This is a genomic window from Pseudolysobacter antarcticus, assembly GCF_004168365.1.
Taxonomy (GTDB): Bacteria; Pseudomonadota; Gammaproteobacteria; order Xanthomonadales; family Rhodanobacteraceae; genus Pseudolysobacter; species Pseudolysobacter antarcticus.
Map to the genome: position 1 here is coordinate 1,741,556 of NZ_CP035704.1, position 19,884 is coordinate 1,761,439.

Annotated in this window: 15 protein-coding genes; 9 read left to right on the plus strand and 6 right to left on the minus strand. The window is 56.9% G+C overall.

The genetic code is table 11. The annotated features are described in order from the left end of the window. The first annotated feature begins 15 nt into the window (after positions 1-15). From hisA to ELE36_RS07355, 6 genes are all read left to right on the plus strand, one after another. Positions 16-771 carry a 1-(5-phosphoribosyl)-5-[(5-phosphoribosylamino)methylideneamino]imidazole-4-carboxamide isomerase gene (gene hisA / locus ELE36_RS07330; protein ID WP_242512382.1) on the plus strand — a complete coding sequence of 252 codons (756 nt, stop codon included), beginning with the start codon at positions 16-18 and terminating at the stop codon, positions 769-771. Next, the gene (gene hisF, locus ELE36_RS07335) at positions 765-1,532 is read left to right on the plus strand and encodes an imidazole glycerol phosphate synthase subunit HisF (RefSeq protein ID WP_129832448.1); all 768 of its coding nucleotides are present in this window, start codon (positions 765-767) and stop codon (positions 1,530-1,532) included. Before hisA ends, hisF begins: the two co-directional genes overlap by 7 nt. A gap of 8 nt (positions 1,533-1,540) precedes the next feature. Continuing rightward, a complete protein-coding gene (gene hisIE / locus ELE36_RS07340; protein ID WP_425480909.1) occupies positions 1,541-2,173 on the plus strand; it encodes a bifunctional phosphoribosyl-AMP cyclohydrolase/phosphoribosyl-ATP diphosphatase HisIE in 633 nt (210 codons plus the stop codon). A gap of 73 nt (positions 2,174-2,246) precedes the next feature. Continuing rightward, complete coding sequence (locus ELE36_RS07345; RefSeq protein WP_165371525.1) at positions 2,247-2,804, plus strand: ECF-type sigma factor; 558 nt, start codon at positions 2,247-2,249, stop codon at positions 2,802-2,804. A 268-nt stretch (positions 2,805-3,072) separates the two neighbouring features. Next, positions 3,073-7,686: a beta strand repeat-containing protein gene (locus ELE36_RS07350; protein ID WP_129832451.1), complete on the plus strand. Its 4,614-nt coding sequence runs from the start codon at positions 3,073-3,075 to the stop codon at positions 7,684-7,686. Between the two features lie 219 nt (positions 7,687-7,905). Then, the gene (locus tag ELE36_RS07355; RefSeq protein ID WP_129832452.1) at positions 7,906-8,502 is read left to right on the plus strand and encodes a DUF2846 domain-containing protein; all 597 of its coding nucleotides are present in this window, start codon (positions 7,906-7,908) and stop codon (positions 8,500-8,502) included. 15 nt (positions 8,503-8,517) lie between these two features. Here the strand turns inward: ELE36_RS07355 and ELE36_RS07360 are convergent, their stop codons facing one another. After that, positions 8,518-8,751 (minus strand): hypothetical protein, encoded by a 234-nt coding sequence (locus ELE36_RS07360; protein ID WP_129832453.1) that lies wholly within the window; start codon positions 8,749-8,751, stop codon positions 8,518-8,520. A 98-nt stretch (positions 8,752-8,849) separates the two neighbouring features. After that, positions 8,850-10,181: a hypothetical protein gene (locus tag ELE36_RS07365; protein ID WP_129832454.1), complete on the minus strand. Its 1,332-nt coding sequence runs from the start codon at positions 10,179-10,181 to the stop codon at positions 8,850-8,852. Positions 10,182-10,579: 398 nt separating this feature from the next. Between ELE36_RS07365 and ELE36_RS07370 the strand changes: the two genes are divergently transcribed. The 3 genes from ELE36_RS07370 to ELE36_RS07380 all read left to right on the plus strand — a co-directional run bounded on the left by ELE36_RS07370 (position 10,580) and on the right by ELE36_RS07380 (position 14,251). Further along, a complete protein-coding gene (locus ELE36_RS07370; protein ID WP_129832455.1) occupies positions 10,580-11,017 on the plus strand; it encodes a hypothetical protein in 438 nt (145 codons plus the stop codon). 229 nt (positions 11,018-11,246) lie between these two features. Then, complete coding sequence (locus ELE36_RS07375; protein WP_129832456.1) at positions 11,247-12,596, plus strand: chloride channel protein; 1,350 nt, start codon at positions 11,247-11,249, stop codon at positions 12,594-12,596. A gap of 260 nt (positions 12,597-12,856) precedes the next feature. After that, positions 12,857-14,251 carry an Ig-like domain-containing protein gene (locus tag ELE36_RS07380; protein ID WP_129832457.1) on the plus strand — a complete coding sequence of 465 codons (1,395 nt, stop codon included), beginning with the start codon at positions 12,857-12,859 and terminating at the stop codon, positions 14,249-14,251. 607 nt (positions 14,252-14,858) lie between these two features. On the opposite strand, the gene ELE36_RS07385 is transcribed toward ELE36_RS07380, so the two are convergent. The 4 genes from ELE36_RS07385 to ELE36_RS07400 form a co-directional block, all read right to left on the minus strand. Continuing rightward, complete coding sequence (locus ELE36_RS07385; protein ID WP_165371526.1) at positions 14,859-16,610, minus strand: AAA family ATPase; 1,752 nt, start codon at positions 16,608-16,610, stop codon at positions 14,859-14,861. Positions 16,611-17,072: 462 nt separating this feature from the next. Then, positions 17,073-18,635, minus strand: a complete 1,563-nt coding sequence (locus ELE36_RS20695) for a C13 family peptidase (protein WP_242512383.1) — start codon at positions 18,633-18,635, stop codon at positions 17,073-17,075. Positions 18,636-18,648: 13 nt separating this feature from the next. Continuing rightward, positions 18,649-19,338, minus strand: a complete 690-nt coding sequence (gene mtnC / locus ELE36_RS07395; protein ID WP_129832459.1) for an acireductone synthase — start codon at positions 19,336-19,338, stop codon at positions 18,649-18,651. A 117-nt stretch (positions 19,339-19,455) separates the two neighbouring features. Next, on the minus strand, positions 19,456-19,884 hold the full coding sequence (locus tag ELE36_RS07400) for a PH domain-containing protein (RefSeq protein ID WP_129832460.1): 429 nt from the start codon (positions 19,882-19,884) through the stop codon (positions 19,456-19,458).

A 19,884-nucleotide genomic window follows, 5' to 3' on the forward strand; every position in this document is an offset into this window, starting at 1 on the left:
GATGTGCGCGAGCTGATGCAAAACGAATCTCTATCGAATGAAACCATGGTCGTCATTCCCGCCATCGATCTGCGCGGCGGCGGTGTGGTGCGCCTGCGCCAAGGCGATTACGCGCGCGAAACCAATTACGATATCGCGCCACAAGCGCTCGCAGAAAATTACGCGCAAGCCGGCGCACGCTGGTTGCATATGGTCGATCTCGACGGGGCACGCGACGGCAGTTTTGCCAACCTCGCGGTGATCGCCGCCATCGCTGCGAGCGGAAAACTTCAGGTACAGGCCGGCGGTGGCGTGCGTACGATCGATGATGTGCAGCGATTGTTTGATCACGGTGTTGCGCGCGTCGTGCTGGGCAGCGTCGCGGTACGCGAGCCGCAGCGTGTGCTCGAATGGATCGCGCATTTCGGCCCGGAAAAAATCTGCATCGCGCTCGATACGCGCGCGAATAATGGACGCTGGGAATTGCCCGTATCGGGCTGGACCGAAAACGCCAGCGCCACACTCGACGAACTCGCGCCGCTGTATGCAGCCAACGGTGCGCGGCATTTGTTATGCACGGATATCGCGCGCGATGGCATGTTGTCCGGGCCGAATCTCGATCTGTATCGGCATCTGCAAATCATTGCGCCGATACTTGCGGTGCAGGCTTCGGGTGGCGTGCGTGATCTGGCTGATGTGTTGGCCTTGCGTGGCAGCGGCGTGAGCGGCGCGATCCTCGGTCGCAGCCTGCTCGAAGGCAAACTGGATTTGCGCGAGGCGCTGACATGCTGACCCGACGCATCATCCCGTGCCTCGATGTGCGCGACGGCAAGGTCGTCAAAGGCGTGCGTTTTCGTGATCATGTGGTGATGGGCGAAATCGTCGATCTTGCCTTGCGCTATCGCGATGAAGGCGCCGATGAGCTGGTGTTCTACGACATCACCGCGAGCCCGGAAAACCGACGGGTCGATCGGGCTTGGGTCGAGCGTGTGGCGCGTGTGATCGACATTCCATTTTGTGTGGCCGGTGGCATTCGCAATGTGGCCGATGCACGCGAAATCCTGCATGCTGGCGCGGACAAGATTTCGGTGAATTCGCCAGCGCTGGAACGCCCCGATCTGATCAACGAACTGGCCGATGCGTTCGGCGTGCAATGTGTCGTGATCGGCATCGACAGTCGTCTGGTCGATGGCGAATATCGGATCAATCAATACACAGGCGATCCGGAAAAAATGCGCGAACTCGCGCGCCGCACGCTGGATTGGGTGATCGAAGTGCAACAGCGCGGCGCCGGCGAAATCGTGCTCAATTGCATGGGCGCCGACGGTGTGCGTGAAGGCTACGATCTGCCGCAACTGCAGGCCGTGCGTGGCTTGTGCCATGTGCCGCTGATTGCCTCGGGTGGCGCGGGCGCGGTCGAACATTTTCGCGATGTGTTCGTCGCGGCGGATGTCGACGGCGCTCTGGCCGCGAGCGTGTTCCATTCCGGCGCGATTCCGATCGACACGCTGAAAAAATTTCTTGCCGATGCCGACATCGCGGTGCGCCCATGAACGATGCAATCGATAAAGACAAGTTCCTCGATAGCGAAGCCATCGACAAGCTCGCCTGGAACAAAGGCGACGGTCTGTTGCCGGTGATCGTGCAGCATGCGTTGAATGCCAGCGTGCTGATGCTCGGTTACATGAATAGGACTGCGCTGCAAGAAACGCTGCAAAGTGGAAAAGTGACTTTTTACAGTCGCAGCAAACAACGTTTGTGGACCAAGGGCGAAACCTCGGGGCATTTCCTGTTGCTTCAATCCGCGCACATCGATTGCGACCACGACACGTTGTTGCTGCACGCGCTACCGCAAGGCCCGACCTGCCACACCGGCACAGCGAGTTGTTTCGGTGATGTTGCGACGCCGCGTTTGAGTTTTTTAGCCGAGCTTGATGCACTCGTCGCGCAGCGCGAGAGCGAGCGTCCGGCCGCCAGCTATACGACCAAACTGTTCGCCAGCGGCGTGCGCCGGATCGCGCAGAAAGTCGGCGAGGAAGGTGTCGAAACCGCACTCGCGGCGGTGGTGCAGGATGATGAAGCATTGCTCGGCGAGGCGGCTGATCTGACGTTCCATTTGCTGGTGCTGTTGCGCGCGCGCGGACTCGGTCTGGATGCGCTGCTGCAGGTGCTGCAAAAACGCCACCAGCGCTGAGCGCGATAAAATTCGCGCCAAGGATTTTGCGCGCAAGACCGAAGTCCGTATAGTCGGTCATGGAGAGCAGACGATGAATCCTGATTTGCCCAGCTCGCAAACCTCGACCGACCCCGCGCCCGCGCAAGCCTCGGTCGATACGCTGTTCGACGAAGTTTATCTGCGTCTGAAAGCCATGGCCGGGCGGCAGATTGCGCATGGTCGCGGCGAAAATACGCTCAACACCACCGCTCTCGTGCACGAGCTGTATCTGCGCATCAATACCCATCGCGAACTCAGCTTCGAACATCCATCGCAATTTTTCGCGTATGCGGCACGCGCGATGCGGCATCTGCTGAGTGATCGCGCGCGTGATCGCCTGCGCCAGTGCGCGGGTGGCGACTGGTTGCGCGTGACCTTGACTGGCGTCGATCAGCGTATTGCGATCGATAGCGCGGAGCAGGCGCTGGCGCTGGACGCCGCGTTGCATCGCCTGGAGCAAACCGATGCGCGCGCCGCGCGTGTGGTCGAGTTGCGTTATTTCGCGGGACTCACGCTGGATCAAGTCGCGGAAATGCTCGCGCTGACGCGTCGCACGATTGATCGTGACTGGCGTTTTGCGCGCGCGTTTTTGCACGACGTGCTGGATTGATCTGCAGCTGCGGGCGTCGTCGTGTGCGACTGTTTTTCATGCGTTGATTCCGCCGCAGCAATCGCCAATCCTGAATTCACTCTGCTGAACTCTGCCGTTCGTCGATACGAACAGCAACATGGGCTGCGTGCCGATACCGCGCCCTGAATCGGCCATGTCCCCTTTTTTTCCGAATGTCGTAATGAGTAATGGGCACCTGCTCATGCCAGTCAGCGGCATGTTTGCCGGCACAACATCCTATCGCCATTCAACATCCGGAAAACTCATCATGAAGTCGATTTCAATCGAACCCGTATCCATCGCGCCGCCGCTGCGGATTGGTATGCGGCAGTTTGTTCGTATGCTGCTGTTGTCGCTGATCTGCCTGTTGGGCAAGCCGGTTTTCGCCGATACGTTTCTGGTCGACGTAGGTAGCGATGCGGTGCAGAATCCGGCGAATACCACGACGTGCGCGGAGCAGGGCAACACCGCCCATTGCAGCCTGCGTGCGGCGATCATGCTCGGCAATACGCGTGCGGGTTCGCACACAATCACGTTTTCGCCGACCGTGTTGATGATCACCGTGATCAACGGCGGACTGCCGACGATGATGGCGCCGTTCACCGTGATCGGCAATCACATCACCACGATCAACGGCAACGGCCACGGCTGTCTCGACCTGACCGATTCCGGCACAGTCGCGCTCGGCCACAGCGATGGCGCGACCAACTCCAGCATCACCAATATGGTGATCAATAATTGCGGTGGCAACGGCATCAATGCGAACGGCCACAGTTACATTTTTGCCGGTAACTTCATCGGCGTCGATGCAACTGGCTTGATCGCGAAGCCGAACGTTTTACACGGCATTGCGCTGTCGTCGACGCATGTGTATCCCGATACCAGCTCGAATTTCCTGCTCAATCTTTACAACAATCCGAACTTTCCGGTGCAGCCGATCGACGCATCGCAAATCAATGCATTCTCGAACAATCTGGCGACCGCGCTGGCATCGCTGACGCCGGTGGTGATCAGCGGCAATGTGATTTCCGGCAACACCAAGAACGGTATCGAAATCTATAGCCAGAACATGGCGGCGGTGCTGATTTCCGGCAACAAGATCGGTACCGATCTGACTGGCAATATCGCGATTGCGAACGGCGGCGACGGTGTGCATCTGGTTGGCTCAACCTTCGGCAATCTGATCGGCCCGGACAATGTGATCAGCGGCAATACCGGCAACGGAATTTTTGTCGAAGCGGGCACCGTGTTCATGCCGAGCTATATCATGGGCAACCGCATCGGCCTCGCCGCCACGGATGCGAGCGCACACATCGGCAACGGACTCAGTGGCATTCGCACCAACACGCTGCCGGATTCGAGCTTGAGCAATCACAATCCGACCGGGCTTGCCTTGTTGATCGGGCCGAGCAATCTGATCAGCGACAACAAGGGCATCAGCAATAGCGTTGATCCTGATTTTCTCAGCGACGACGAAGCCGGCGTGCGCATCACTGGCGCGAGCAAGTCGGTCAAGGTTGTCAGCAACACCATCGGCATGGCCGAGTTTCCGATCGGCACGCCGCTCGCTTCAAAAGCCTACGGCAATGTTGGTGATGGCATCATCGTCACCGCCAGCGGCAACACCATTGGCGGCAGCACAAGCACCGGTAACATCATCGCCGGCAACGCGCGTCACGGCATCGTGGTCGGCGGCAGCGGTGTCACCGCGACGAATATCCAAGGCAATCTGATCGGCATACATTCCGCGTTCGCCGGCAACTTTGCGCTCGGCAATGGCTTCGATGGCGTGCATATCGATTCGGCGAATTCGACTAATGGCGGTGGTGCGGCGCCAACTGATTTCAACACCATCGCCGGCAATGGTCGCAACGGTTTGAAGATCCGCTTGGGCAATAATAGTTTCGGCTGGAGCAATCTCGCGCAACGCAATCGAATTTATTCAAACGCAAAACTACTGGCCGGTGTCGGCCTTGATCTGGATCACAACGAAAACGCAACCGATGCGTTGCACGACGAGCTCGTGAACTACGCCAACCTCGATCAGGCGGCGCCGATAATTTGCGTCGGTCTGCCCGGTGAGCCGGACGAGTGCAGTGGATTTTCAGCGCCCATATCGAGCGGTGGAAATACCACCCTGAGCTGGACGTTCAAGAGCCATGGCCCGGCGACATTCCGCCTGGAATTTTTCCAGATTGATGCGGCCAGCGATAATGCCGCGACCAGCATGACGTTTCTCGGCGAACAGCAAATCACCACGATCGCAAGTGGTTTGCCAAGCGGTGCCGGATGCAGCGCGGGCCGTTGCACCGCGACCATCGCCGCCAGTGCCGCGGGCGCATATGTATTGATGACCGCGACCGACATCACGCCGCTGACCGATCAGCCGGGCATGCTTGGCGACTGGAAAAACAACCTCACCTGTTTCGCCGGCGACCTCGGGATAATCCTGTCCGCTTGCAACGTCAATAATACGTCCGAGTTTTCGAATGTCGTGAGCGTTCCTGCCGCGGCACCGGACGTCACCACCACTGCAGCTAGCGCACTCGCAATGACGGGTGCGAGCTTGAACGGAACCGTCAGCGCAAACGGCGCGGCGACCACGGTGAGTTTCGAATACGGACCGACAACTTCGTACGGATCGAGCTTGGCCGCTGGATCGCTGCTTGCGAATGCGAGCAATGCAGTCGTATCGATGCCACTGAGCGGACTCACTTGCAACACGACTTATCATTTCCGCATCACCGCTAACAACGGCGTCGGCGGTACGATCGTCGGCAGCGATATGTCGTTCAGCACGCTCGCATGCGGTGTCGCTGCGCCGGCCGCGACGACCACCGCAGCTACCGCATTGGCACTCACGGGCGCGAGCTTGAACGGAACTGTCAGCGCAAACGGCGCGGCAACCACGGTGAGTTTTGAATACGGCCTGACCACTGCGTACGGCTCGACCTTGGCTGCCGGATCGCTGCTCGCGAATGCCAGCAATGCTCCCGTGTCGACGTCGTTGAGTGGCTTGACTTGCGCCACGATGTATCACTATCGAATCACGGCGAGCAACGGCACTGGCGGCACGATTCTGGGCAGCGACATGTCGTTCACCACGCTCGCGTGTGGCGTTGCTGCACCGACCATGACTACGACCGCTGCCACTGCAATTTCGCTGGTGGGTGCCACATTGAATGGCACGGTCACATCGAATGGTGCGACTACTGCGGTGTCGCTCGACTACGGCCTGACGACCGCCTACGGCGTGACGATGGCGCTCGGAACACAGGCCGACATCACGATCAACGCGCCGTGGAATACGCCGGTGAGCGGGCTAACTTGCAACACGACTTATCACTTCCGCATCACCGCCAGCAACAGTGCCGGCACGACGCTGGGCAATGATCTCTCGTTCACCACGTCGCCGTGTGCTGCAGCGGCACCGACCGTGACCACGACCCCAGCTACGGCATTGGCGCTCACGGGTGCCAGCTTGAACGGAACCGTCAGCGCAAACGGCGCGGCAACCACGGTGAATTTCGAGTATGGCCCGACCACGGCGTACGGCTCGACCTTGCCCGCCGGATCGCTGCTCGCGTCTGCCAGCAATGCGGTGGTATCAACAGCGTTGAGCGGGTTGACTTGCGCCAGCACGTACCACTTCCGCATCACCGCGAACAACGGCACGGGCGGCACGATTCTCGGCAGCGATCTATCGTTCAGCACCTTGCCTTGTGGAGTTGCCGTGCCTACCGTGACCACCGCGGCGGCCACCGCGCAGGCGATGGTCAGCGTGACGTTGAACGGCAACGTCAGCGCCAATGGCGCGGTCACCACGGTGTCGTTCGATTACGGTCTGACCAGCGCTTACGGCAGCACTTTGTCGGTCGCAACCTTGGTTGCGAATTCCAGCAATACACCGATCGCGGCATCGCTCGCGGGACTGACTTGCAACAGCACGTATCACTTCCGTATCACTGCGAACAACAGCGCCGGCACCACACTCGGCAACGATCTGTCGTTCAGCACGTTGGCGTGTGCCGCCGCACCCACCGCGACCACCGCCGCAGCGAGCGGTCTGGCCATGACCGCGGCGACGTTGAATGGCAATGTCACGGCGAATGGCGCCGTGACCACGGTGAGTTTCGAATACGGACTGACCACGGCGTATGGCGCCACGCAAACGGCGGGTTTGGCGAACGCCAACGCGATCAACCTGCCACTGACCGCGCCGCTGAGCGGCCTCACTTGCAACACGACGTATCACTTCCGCATCGATGCGAACAACGGCAACGGTGGCACGGTATTCGGCAACGACCTGTCGTTCACCACGCTCGCGTGTCCGGTGGTCACGAGTTTCAGTGGCATGACATCGACGAATAGTGGTACGGCGACGGCTGTACTTTCGGGCGGCGGTGCGACGTGTTCATTCGGCAATGCGGCCTTCGTCGCGCCATCCAGCCCGTTGCCGGCGGGCGTGAATTTCCCGGACGGATTGTTCCAGTTCAGCACCACCAATTGCACTGGCGCGATCACGATTACGGTGACGTTTCCGACCGCATTCCAGCCCGCGGCGCAATACTGGAAATACGGCCCGACCCCGGGCCAGGCCGCGGCGCATTGGTACACGCTTGGCGCTGCCAATACTCTGACGATGTCCGGCCACGTTGCCACGTTCAACATCACCGACGGCGCGTTGGGTGACGATGATCTGCTGGTCAACGGCAGCATCGTCGATGCCGGCGGCCCGAGTGCGATCAATCCAACAGCGGTTGTAGCGACGCCGGTGCCGAGCCTGAATCAATGGGGTTTGCTGGCCTTGTGCGGATTGCTGATCGCATTGGCAGGGAAGGGCATGCGCACACGCGCCACGAATGCGGATCACGACAAATAAAAACACCGACGTGCAAAAGCGACGCGGCCTGTCGAAGCCTGCCCAGACCGGCTGACAGTGCCGCGCATCGCCCAGCAATGACAATTAAAAACGAGCAGGTCGAATGATGTCGACCCGGATCGGGTTCCGGTTCCTCCAGGCTGGAACCCGATCCGTTGGCCAGCACGCTAATGCAATGATTCGCGCAATTTTACCTCCGGGAAAACCAAGGAAATCGCAATGCCAAATCTTCCGATGAGTTCGATTTTCAGAGCCGTAATCATTGCCTGCATCGCCGGCTTGTTGCTCGGCATGCTCAACGCATTTGTCGTCAAACACGGCAATGGCAATCCCGGCATGCCGCTGGCGCAGATTGCACTGATCAGCGCTTTCATCGGCGGCCTGAGCTTGTTCGTGAGCCATCAAATGCGCGGCAATAACGGGGCGAGCGGCACCACGACAGCTGAAGAACAACAAGCAAAACTGTTTCTGCCGGATTCGCAGAATGCAGTGGTATATATTTTTCGCGATGCGTTTTACGCAACGCTGATCGGTTTCGATATCCGCCTGAATGGTGAGCGCGTGGGACAGACTCGCGGCAAGACATTTTTACGCCTGACTCTCGCGCCGGGCCAACATGTGCTGAGCAGTATCAATCCGCAAAATGCGACACAAACCGATCTGACCTTGCATGTCATCGCCGGCAGGATCGGCTACTTCGAGCACAGCGTGCGTTTTGCAGCCAAAGGCGCGCAGCACGGTTTTAATGTGTGCGATGGCGCCACCGCACAGAGCCGTGTGCGACGCTGTCGTTTGATCAAGCCCGCATCGGTCTAGTCGGATACGGGCTGATCAAAGCCGCCAAAGCCGACACCACCAATCCGGGTCGACCGGAAAGTCGAGTTCGGGCAGTCCGCAATGCTCATGGCGCGGATGGAAATAAATGCAGGTCGAGCACGACTGCTCACCGCCCGGACTTTTGAATGGCGTGCGGATCAAACCCGCGATCACTACTTTTTCCTTGACATCCGCAGTGATGCGGATTCGATCGATGATGGCGTCAGCTACATCGGTTTCTGTGGTCATGGCTGTTGTTCTCGAAGTGCTGCGAGTGGGCGTATCCGGCATTGCGACGAGCGATCGTCAAAAGCAGTATCAAACGCTTGGTGTTAGCGCAACGTGCATTATTTTTTTGTGGGAGGCAGTGGTATCTCCCACCAGCCGACATAGGTGCCCTTGGTGGCAAGGTGCAGCACGCGAATACTCATGCCGTCGGGAGTGAGTTCCATTTCATGATGTTGATCCCTCAGTGTTTCGGGCCGAGCGGAAAAGGCTGTCTTTCGATCGCCGGTTTGCTGACGTAGCCATAACGCCGTTGATACGCCGCGCAAATTTGCATCGAGGTCCAGAATCCGAGTGTAGTAATCGCTGTAGTCGAACGAATTTTCCACCAAGTAACATCCCACCATATCGAACGGCCACTCTGCGTAGCTGCAATGTGGTGGCGAAAAAGGTGGCTCGGGCGCTCTCGCGGAAACCTTGCGTTTATGCTCCATGTTGCACAGGCGGGCGTAATGAACTGTGGCGATCAGGCGTGCATGTTCGCGATTCATCATGAGTCTTTCGATAACGGGCGCCGAGACTTTGGGTGGATGACTGCCAAAGGAATCATGTTCATCGCTGAAAACGGTTTCGATGGATTTGAACTCGTTACGCATTTCATCGCATTGATCAAACTCATCGTCGAGCAAAGGCGTGAAGGTTGATGCACAGGTTTCCGGCAAAATATAATTGCTCGGTACCTCGTTCAGCATCTGCGAAAACACGCGTGCGGATTCGGTGACGCGAGAAATTCCGATCAGATCGGAAATCAACATGTCGGTATGCGCTCGCAGACGGCGCCAGGTATTGGCGAACTCACATACTTCGCTGAATCCAGCGCGAGTATCACCGTCGATGAACTGCATTGCTGCATTGCTTAGCACCAGTTCGGCGCTTCCTGTGGACGGCAACGGAGACTCGAAGCTTTTCGGAAGCGGATCACGAATCTGGCTGAATCTGGCGAGCTCGCGGGTGCGCTGCAACAGCCCCGCGTGGCTGTCGATGATCTTGCGAACCGCTTCGGGTGCCTTGCGAATCTTGGCGAGACAAGAGCTTTCTTTTCGACTACACAAAATTTCCAGGTCGGCGGTCGTGACAGACTCCGCGGTCAGATTGGCGGCAACGGAAGGCCGAAGATTCTTCAGTGATTCTTCGCTGCTGACAAGTCCATTGGCGCGCTCGACATCCTTCTGCGTGATGCCACGGCGTTCACTCAAAGGAATGTCGTATTGAATCAACCATAGACTGGGATAGGCGTTGCTATCGTCATTGGGATCCGGGCCGTGCTGTTTCAGCACCGCCAGTGCCGCCCATTGTTCGGTAGTCGACTGTGGAAGAACGCCCGCCAGGCAAATGAAGATCCATAACAGCAGGGTTAGCGGTATCAATAACGCTAACCAGAAATACCAACGCATATTTTGGATTTCGCCGATTCGAGTTTTTCAGAGGGTGGAAAATCAAATCGACAGCATGGGTTTCGATTCGATTTTTACGATGTTAGCTTCAGTGGCATTTACTGGCGTGACGACAACGCCCCATCCAATCTGATGAGATAATACTTGAACACTTGCTGGCATGCCGAATGGCCCGTTGTGGCACGGGCCGGGTGGTTCTCAGACGAACAGAAACCGCCACGTCGCAGCGCCATGACGATGCGTCAGATTATGCGGAAATCGGTTCGATTGATCGCCGGTGGTAGCAGCATCACTTACGTATCGCTTGATTCCTATTCGCGAGCACAACCTACACGAGTCATTCCGTTATGGCGGAAATCCCGTGTAGGATGTGCTCATGGCCGCTTGAGGGAATATCGATGGCTAATGCGCGCACGCGTTACGACACAATCAGCAGCTTCATGCAGCGGCAGTACGAGGCCAAGGCCACCGTGCTGTACAACAAACCTGCGGTCGAGATCGCCAACACGCCTTTCCTGTTTTACATGCTGCCGGGCATGGCGTTCCGATTGCGTGGTCGCGCGCGAGATAGCGCACTGGCGCTCGCTGGCGCGGTGCTGTGGACACCTTACGGCGAACCGCCCGGCAACAGTCCGTGGGTACTGGTTCCAGTGATTCATTTTCTGCGCTGGGACGGGTTCGCGATCGAGGCGATGCGTTATGCCACCGATGCCAATGTGCGCAGGCCAGTAGCGGTGGCCAATCAAGGCCCGCCGCCCGAACCGCCGGCCGCGCTGCGTTGGCGCGACAACATCAAGGCGCTGCTGGAAAAGGCCAGTAATCTGCGGCTGCGTTAGATGATCGATACGTCAAGAGTATTTGCAATAGGTGATCCCAAAGTTGCGCGAGGTTTTTTTCCACAATCGCTTGGGTGATATCATGGTTTCCGTCATGCGAATCGGGCCGCGCGCAGCATTCGAGGCTCTGATCGTCGGCTAGTTGTCCTGGTACCCGTCGTCATCAACGGCCGGGCATTCCTGCAAACCAATTGCATGCTGCAGCGCCGCTGCGCTACGAGTATCAAGCATGGAAAATCGCGCCAATCTGCCGATCGACGATCATCACGCATTGCTTTCGACGCAGCACTGGAAGCGCCGTGCAGCGTTGTGGAGCGGAGCGATTGCCGTGGCACTGGCAGCGATCATCTTCGCCAAAGGCGGCGACCTGTGTTACCAGTTGTTCGAGCGGCTGCTCGCGAATTCTCGTTATTGGCCGTTGCTGGTCACGCCGCTGGGCTTCGCAATCCTTGCCTGGCTAACCGAGGGCGCGCTTCGGGCCACGCGTGGCAGTGGTATTCCGCAAGTCATCGCCGCAGTAAACCCAGAGGTCGATGCGCCCTTTCGTGAGCGCCTGCTGGCGCTGCCGATCGCCGCAGGGAAACTCGTGCTGACGTTGTTTGCGATGCTCGTCGGTGCATCGATCGGTCGCGAAGGCCCGACCGTGCATGTTGGCGCTGGGCTGATGGTGTGGCTCGCGCAACGATTCGGTTTCCGCGATGCTCAATCCATCTCGCGGTTCGCGCTTGCGGGAGGCGCCGCGGGTATTGCCGCTGCTTTCAACACTCCGCTGGCCGGCGTCATGTTTGCGATCGAAGAGTTGGCAGGTGCATTCGAGCACCGTTTCAGCGGGGCGTTGCTCACCGCAGTCATGATTGGCGGTGTGGTGTCGCTGGGCTTGGTCGGCGACTATGCCTACTTCGGGAAAATGACCATATCCTTGCCACTCGGGGAAAGCTGGATCGCGGTGCTGGTCACCGGCATTGTCGGCGGACTTGCCGGTGGATTATTCGCTCGCACCATACTGTCCATCGCATCAAATCTTCCCGGAATTCTCGGGCGCTTCCGCCGCGTGAGTCCCATCGGTTTTGCTGCGGTTTGCGGCCTTGTCCTTGCGCTGCTTGGCTTGGCCAGTCACGGCTCGGTGTTCGGCACAGGTTATGCGCAGGCGCGCGAAATCATCTCGGGTAGCCATGCAATAACCGCCTGGTTCGGTGTCGACAAGTGGCTGGCAAACGTTGTTTCATCAGCCGCTGGTATTCCCGGCGGCATCTTTTCGCCCGCGCTGGCGGTAGGCGCGGGGTTAGGTGCCAATCTCGCGCCATTGCTGCCGCACACTGACCCAACGGCCGTGATCCTGCTCGGAATGGCCGCGTATCTGGCTGGAGTAACGCAGGCACCGCTGACTTCGGCCGTGATCTCGATGGAGCTGACTGACAACCACGATTTCGTCTTGCCGATCATGGCCGCTTGTGTGCTCGGGCGCACTTTTTCCACACTGTTTTGCAAGACGCCAATTTACCGAGCGCTTGCGGAGCAGGTATCACGCGACCATGCGATGCGCCATGGCGTACCGGGCGTCGAAAATGAGGCAAAGTAACCCTTCGTCTAGCACCTACCGAGGCGCCAACAAACAACGTAATTGTGCAGCAATGATGAAATGAATATCGTCAGGTGTGGGGCGTAACGAGCCTCGGTCGCCCAGATCGAACGGGCAAAGTTCGCTATCGCCGACGTCGACCGCAATAGCAGCCAGTCGCGCAATTTTGCTGGCGGCGGCGTACGATCATTTCTAAGCGCGTGCAACGGAGAGATGCGATCCGCTTGCATATCATCTTTCGCCTCGCCCGGGAGTGGTGCATGACAAGGCTGATACTGCGGTTCATCGCGACAACGATTCTGACGCTGGTGGCAGTCAGTCCATGCGCTGGCGGCACGCCGACCTCGATGGTCGCGAACGCCAGCACCACACCGCAAAGCGCGACGATCAATACGTCATTCGCCCATCCACTGGCGGTGACGGTAAAAGATTCAGGCAATAGTCCTGTGTCGGGGATCAATGTCACGTTCACGGCACCCGCTAGCGGAGCGAGTGGTCTGTTCAGCAATTCGACAACGACGATTACCATCGCGACCAATGCATCCGGCATCGCTTCCGCACCATTCACGGCGAACGCGGTGGTGGGTGGGGCCTACATCGTCACCGCGTCAGCTACCGGGCTCACGAACGTCAATTTTTCGCTGACCAATAACTCTCTCGCATCGTCCATGACGGCGAATGCCAGCACCACGCCGCAAAGCGCGACGATCAATACGCCATTCGCCCATCCACTGGCGGTGACGGTAAAAGATTCAGGCAACAGTCCTGTGTCGGGTATCAATGTCACGTTTACGGCGCCCGCTAGCGGAGCGAGTGGCTTGTTCAGCAATTCGACAACGATTATCACAATTGCAACGAATGCATCCGGCATCGCCTCCGCACCATTCACGGCGAACGCGGTAGTGGGCGGGGCCTACATCGTCACGGCAGCAGCAACCGGGCTGACGAACGTCAATTTCTCGCTGACCAATAACTCTCTCGCATCGTCCATGACGGCGAACGCCAGCACCACACCGCAAAGCACGACAGTCAATACGTCATTCGCCCATCCGCTTGCGGTGACGGTAAAAGATTCAGGCAATAGTCCTGTGTCGGGGGTCTTTGTCACGTTCACGGCCCCCTCCAGTGGCGCGAGCGGCCTGTTCAGCAATTCGACAACGACTATTACTATTGCAACCAATGCCTCCGGCATCGCCTCGGCAGCATTCACGGCGAACGCGGTAGTGGGCGGGGCCTACATCGTCACCGCGGCAGCTACCGGTCTGACGGCGGTGAATTTCTCGTTGACCAATAGCGCGCTTGCGCAATCGATGACGGCGAATACGGGCACGACACCGCAATCGACGCTAATCAATTCCGCGTTCGGTTTCGCCCTCGGGGTGACCGTGAAAGATGCGAGCAATGGGCCGCTGTCGGGAGTCAATGTGACGTTCACGGCACCGAGCAGCGGCGCCAGCGGTCACTTCGTCAATACAACGACGACGATCACAGTGGCGACGAATGCATCCGGTATTGCATTGACGTCGTTTACGGCGAACTCAACGAAATGCAGTTATGCCGTCAAGGCGACGGCGGGAACATTGCAGACCGGATTTGTGTTGACCAACGAACCTGATGCAATGGACGATATTTTGTTTTGTTATGGGTTTGAGTAGAAAAGCGTTTGGCAGTTAGCCGTTGGCAATTACGTGAGACTAAAACCACATGGTGCATAGACAAAAATACGGTTGCATCGATAGTGCGAGTAGTCGAATTGATTAGTCCGTCGAGAGTACGCGTATTCGCAGCCGCGCATGCGCTGCATGCTTGCCGGGTCGCATTAATTCTCTCGGTGCTTTCCACGACAAGATTGTGGCAGATAGAAGGTTTTGCCTTTCTCTGAAGTCGTGGATTTTGTTCGGCGAATATTTTTCAGCTGTCAAACAGGATTTATCTAAAATCTATAGCAGCGCGGCTGACGCTCTGATCGGGGTTATCCATATGCCCGCGAATTTGCTAGTGCAACGCTCGCTACTGGCATGCTGAAGAAACCAACCAGAACTTGACCGCGCTTTATGGAAACGCAGCCGCATGCTCGATTTTTGTAGTGTATACAAAACCTCTGAATGTCAAAAGTCGAAAACGCCGCTTTGGAACGCGACCCTATCAGACTATCCCGTCCTCGACGAATATGGCACCACAAGTCCTGACCCCTGACGTTAGCAAGATCCGATACATTCGATGCCTTCAACCGGGCTTCGGCGTCCAGTGCTGTGAAGTGTTTTATTTTGCGGGGAATTCCATTGCGCTCGAGATGGCGTCAGGCGAAGGAGGTACCGGAACATGGTTTATATCGATTACGACCTGAGTCAATGCAGCCGCCTTCAAAGCGTCAGAGCCCGTCTCTATGAGTCGCATGGGATTCTCGCCAGCAAGTTTTAATGAGTCGAGGATCTTAGGTAGGAGGCTTTTTCCCTTGACTTGATCAAATTTAATTCGTTTTCCCATTAAATCTACCGCGGACGGCACGTCTTTCATTAATCGAAGCGTCGTTTGTTTTAGCTGAGCTCGCTTATTTGCAAACTCGATTGTAAATTGAGAGGCATTGGCGACAATGGCATCCTCGACAAGATTTTCTGCGAAGTCGAGAGTCATCGAATAAACCGCAGCGAGGTGAGCGGGTTTGCAAAAGGAATGCTCGATATCGGTAAGCTGGGTGACGAAAATACGCGTCCTTGGGGGTAGCATTTTTGACTCTTTTTCGATCCACCAAGTCTTTTCCTCGTCGGTCATGCAGTCCCCATCCCGATGAATGACCACGAACGTGTTGTCCGCTTGACTGACGAAGAAATCTGCCACGGGCACTGCAGCTGGCAGATTGCTGACTCCATTGAGAGGCTGAACGAGATATTCGCTTAGCTTTAGCCCATTAGCCTGCAGTAAGACCTGAAGCTTGGATAGCTTCGTATCTTCCGTAAGAACAACAAGTCGCTGTTGACCCGCATGAAATAGCTCGAAACTGTCGAGGGCTCCCAAGTCCAATAAGACCGAAAGGTTCCGCTTGTCCCCTTCAGGTTGTCGTTGGCCATCTTTGAGCCAAATGACTTGAACTTCATCGTCGCGCGCCAGCGCATCGAACATGTGGCGGCTGTGAGTAGCGAGAATGACCTTGGTGCGCCCAAGCTCCGTAATTCTCTGCAAGGTTGATGCCAGAAGGCGTTGATTCGAGGGATGGAGATGGGCGTCGGGCTCGTCGAGCAAAAGCAGATCTGGATCGTAAGCCGTCACATAGGCCACGAGCTGAATTGCCTGAAGGCATCCTGTTCCCACCATCTCAAGCGCACTTGTACGCGCGTCAGTTTCCACGCTGATATCAATGTACAAATGCATTTCTGGATTGAATGTTGTTGATATCCTCAACCCGGGAAATACAGACGCAATCATTTCATGAAATTTGGTCAGTTTGGCTGAATTTTGCAAAATATGGTAGAGGATGTTACGGAGGTAAACGTTGGAGTCACCTTGTGCGATCCCATTTGCAACAACCGAGGCAGTTCTTAACTCTTCGCGAAGCGGAACACCCGCAAGGCCGGGGACAAACACCGACAGCGGCTCAGTCCGATTGGCGGCGCGTGTAAAGAACGTACTTTTAGCGTCGAAAAGAATGGCGATATTCGCATTCTTACCACGTCGAAGCTGTAGCTTGAAAGTCCGCAATTCGTCACTAGCTGCGTCCTTGTATGTGAATTTGAATTCTGGGCCTACCTTTGACGTAATGGCTGCGTTAAAGTTGAGCTGAACTAGGTCTCCTGTCGGTTTATAGATGAATTGGTCAAACCCCAGCGTCGTCATCGATTTTCCACCGTCGCTGGATAGTCGCGCGGACTGAAGCACGGTAATGGCGAAGTGGATTCCCTGCAGAAGCGAGGATTTCCCTGAGTTGTTACCTCCGATGAGTACAGTCAAACGCGGAGTTACAAAATCGATCTTTTCAATCCGTTTAAATGAGCATACTTCTATCCCTTCTACTTTCATGATGTTCAATTCCTCTGAGAGCATAAGATCCAAACGTTAATAGCATCAGTGTAGTTCATTTGGATTCACTTGAGGCCCATAGCTGACTTGTTGGCAAGCGAACATAACGATTATTTTTGCAGCGCTCGTCCTTAGGCGGCCACCACAGCAAAAAAACAAACAGAGGGTATCGTATAGCCATGTGGGACATTTGACAGGCTTTAGGTTACGCAGTGTTGTGTCTGCCAGTACCACCAGATGGTATCGCTCGCTGACCTGAAGCCGCTGCGTTTAGATGTAGCTACTATTAGATTGGTTATCCAAGCACACCCTTACTCTCAGAGTCATAGAGTACCCAGAGGGGCGTTTATCTCACCTTGGCCATCATATTTAGTGGATGATATCTATGAAATTCAGCGCAGCAAGAAAACACCGAGCGATTGCCGAACTACGTAGTCGCGTGGCGAGTCCTAGTTTGGGGCCTCAGTCTATGCTTGCTGGTTTGTCCCGGTAATTCTCAACGTTGGGCAGGCCCAAAAGTATCAACGGACACCGAGAGAGTGCCCGTACTCTCTTTGCCCGGATCGGCGCTGGTTTTTGCGGGCGCGACTGGAACGAACGGACTGGCGCGCCGAGATGAATTCCGTTGCGCCACTGTTTGAGTTTTTCTTCGATCAACGACGTGCTGACGATTTGCGGGTACGAGGGTTTTTCGTGGTCGCGGGTTTCCCACTCGGTGATGTGTTGGGTGGCGTTGGCAAATGCTGCGGCGAAGTCGTCGGTCTGATTTAGCGCGTCGGCGAAAAATGCCTTGCTGAACCAGGTGATGTCGGAATCGGTGCCGCACCCGAATGAGGTACGGTCTTCGCGTGCAGCAGTGATGATCATCGTCGTAGAATTTTTCAGCGCGTCGATAAAGCCGCCTGAATAACACGCCGAGATCACGATCACTTTCCAGCGGATCGGGGTCTTGTTTAGCGATTCGGCTAGATCTTCCGGCGCGATCTGATTCAGCGGCAGCGGATCCATATCGACATAAAGCTGATGATCCTCGCTGCCGTGGCTGGTGAGGAAAAGCAGCAATATGTCTTCGTCGCGATTCATCTTTTTCGCGACCGCGTCGAGCGCGATATCAAGATTGGTCAGGCTCGCGATGGGTCGGTCCGCTAGGGTCGCGACATTGTTTTCCAGCAGCAAGGTATGTCCGGCCGCATCGAAGCGTCGTATGAATTGTTGTTCGACAAATTCCACTTCGTTGCGAAATACATTTTCTTCGCTGTCGCCGGCAAAGCCGATCAGGTAGAGATTGGTCTTGCCGGAGATGTGTGGCACGAGTTTGCCGATCGCGTTCTGCATCTGGTGCGGCTGGTCGTACATCACCGATTCGGCATCGAAATCCGGTTGCGCATCCGGATTGATATCGGTGCCGGCATTGTTATCCGGCGTGGCATCTGAAAACTGCGCGTCTGCGGTTATGCCGCCGGCATCGACGCTGTCCTGATTCCAGAACGCTGGTTTCGGCAGAAAACTCCACGGCACAAACGTGATGCAAAACACCAGCACGCCAGCCGCGATCCAGCGCCACGTTGACGGCGCATGCAGACGCGCGGCAAGGCGCAGCAGGATCACAAACCACCACGCATGCAACAACCAGAACAGCGGCTGGATCAGCGCTGGCTCATGACGTTCCAACCACGGTTCAATCCATTCCTGCGCCGGCGTCTGCAGCAGAATCTGGTACATGATCGCCGCGGCCATGAGCAACGCGGAAAGATCCCACACCAGTTCGCGGCGCCTCACGAGCATCGACATCGCATACGCCGAGAGCAGAATCAGCAACGCTTCCATCGCCATCGCCAACGCGCCGCTCAAGTCGAAAACATTTGGTAGCGGCGTGATCAGCCAGTTGAAGCCGATGTTCGCCAGCGTGGCGACGGCGAGCAGGGCGAAAAACAATCCCGGCCCTTGCAGGTAAGGGCGGCGCAACGGGCGCAGGAACACATCGACGAGAAATCCGGAATACAAAGCGCGCAATAAAATCGACATGAATAGGTGGGGATCAGGTGAGCGAAATTTTTTCAAAGCTCTCGATACAGCGATGGCCGCCGATCTCGGGCGCGCTGCAAATCATTGGCGGGCGCGCTAGCAGTATCGTAGCGAAGCCGGCAGTTCGCGCAGCATCGAGTTCTTCGACGATATCGGACAAGAACAAAACCTGATCCGCCGGCACATCGATTACACGCAGGATATTTCGATACGACTCAGCATCGCGTTTCGGCCCGCTGGTGGTGTCGAAAAATCCTGAAAACACATGACGCAAATCGCCGGCTTCGCTGTTGCCGAAAAACAATTCCTGCGCCTGGATCGAGCCCGATGAATAGACATAAAGTTTGATGCCTTGCGCGTGCCATTCGCGCAGCGCGCGCACCGCGTCGGGGTAGACATGCGCACGATAATCGCCAGCGGCATAACCGGCCTGCCAGATCATGCCTTGCAGCGCTTTCAGCGCGGTGGATTTGCGATCTTCATCGATCCAGCGCTGCAGCAGCGCGATCATTTCCTGCTGGGTCGCGGATATCAGCCCGGCTTCTTTCGCCGCATCGTGCAGCCAATGCTGCACTTCGGGCGTGTCGGCATGAGTGACGATGAATGCCGGCAGCCGCTCACGCGCGTACGGAAACAGCACATCCTTGACGAAGCTGATCGAGCTGGTGGTGCCTTCGATGTCGGTGAGGATGGTGGTAATCACGGTGGCCTCCTTTGATGGCTGAATCAGCCTGAAAAATCCTGAACTAACGATGCCGTATTCAACCACGAATCGATGTAGTGGCGATGTCACGAAACCGCTACAATTTTTTGCGCAATGCTAGCGCGCTGGCGGCGCATTCTCGGTGATGGTGTAGGCGCCTTCGATCGCGCGTTTGGCACCGAGCGGATCGCTGATGCGTGCAATCAACATGCTGCTTTCGCCGCGCCCGGTAATGCGGATATCGCCGAAGCCGAGCAAGCGTCCCCAGCCGCTTTGATGCAGGTCGATGGTCTCGATTGAGGCGAGCCGCAGCTCTTCGGTTTCGCGGCTGACAAAACCGCGCTTGCGTACCACGCGGCGATTGGTCACGCCTTGTTCGATCGCACGCAGACGCAGGTATTCATAGATCACGCCGATCAGTGCGATACCGATCGTCGGGATGGTCAGCACGATCCACAGGATCAGCCAGCCTTTGGCGGTCCAGTGCAAACTAAAAATGGCGACGATGTGTTCGTCGGGCGCGAGTGATTCCTGCAGATACGACAT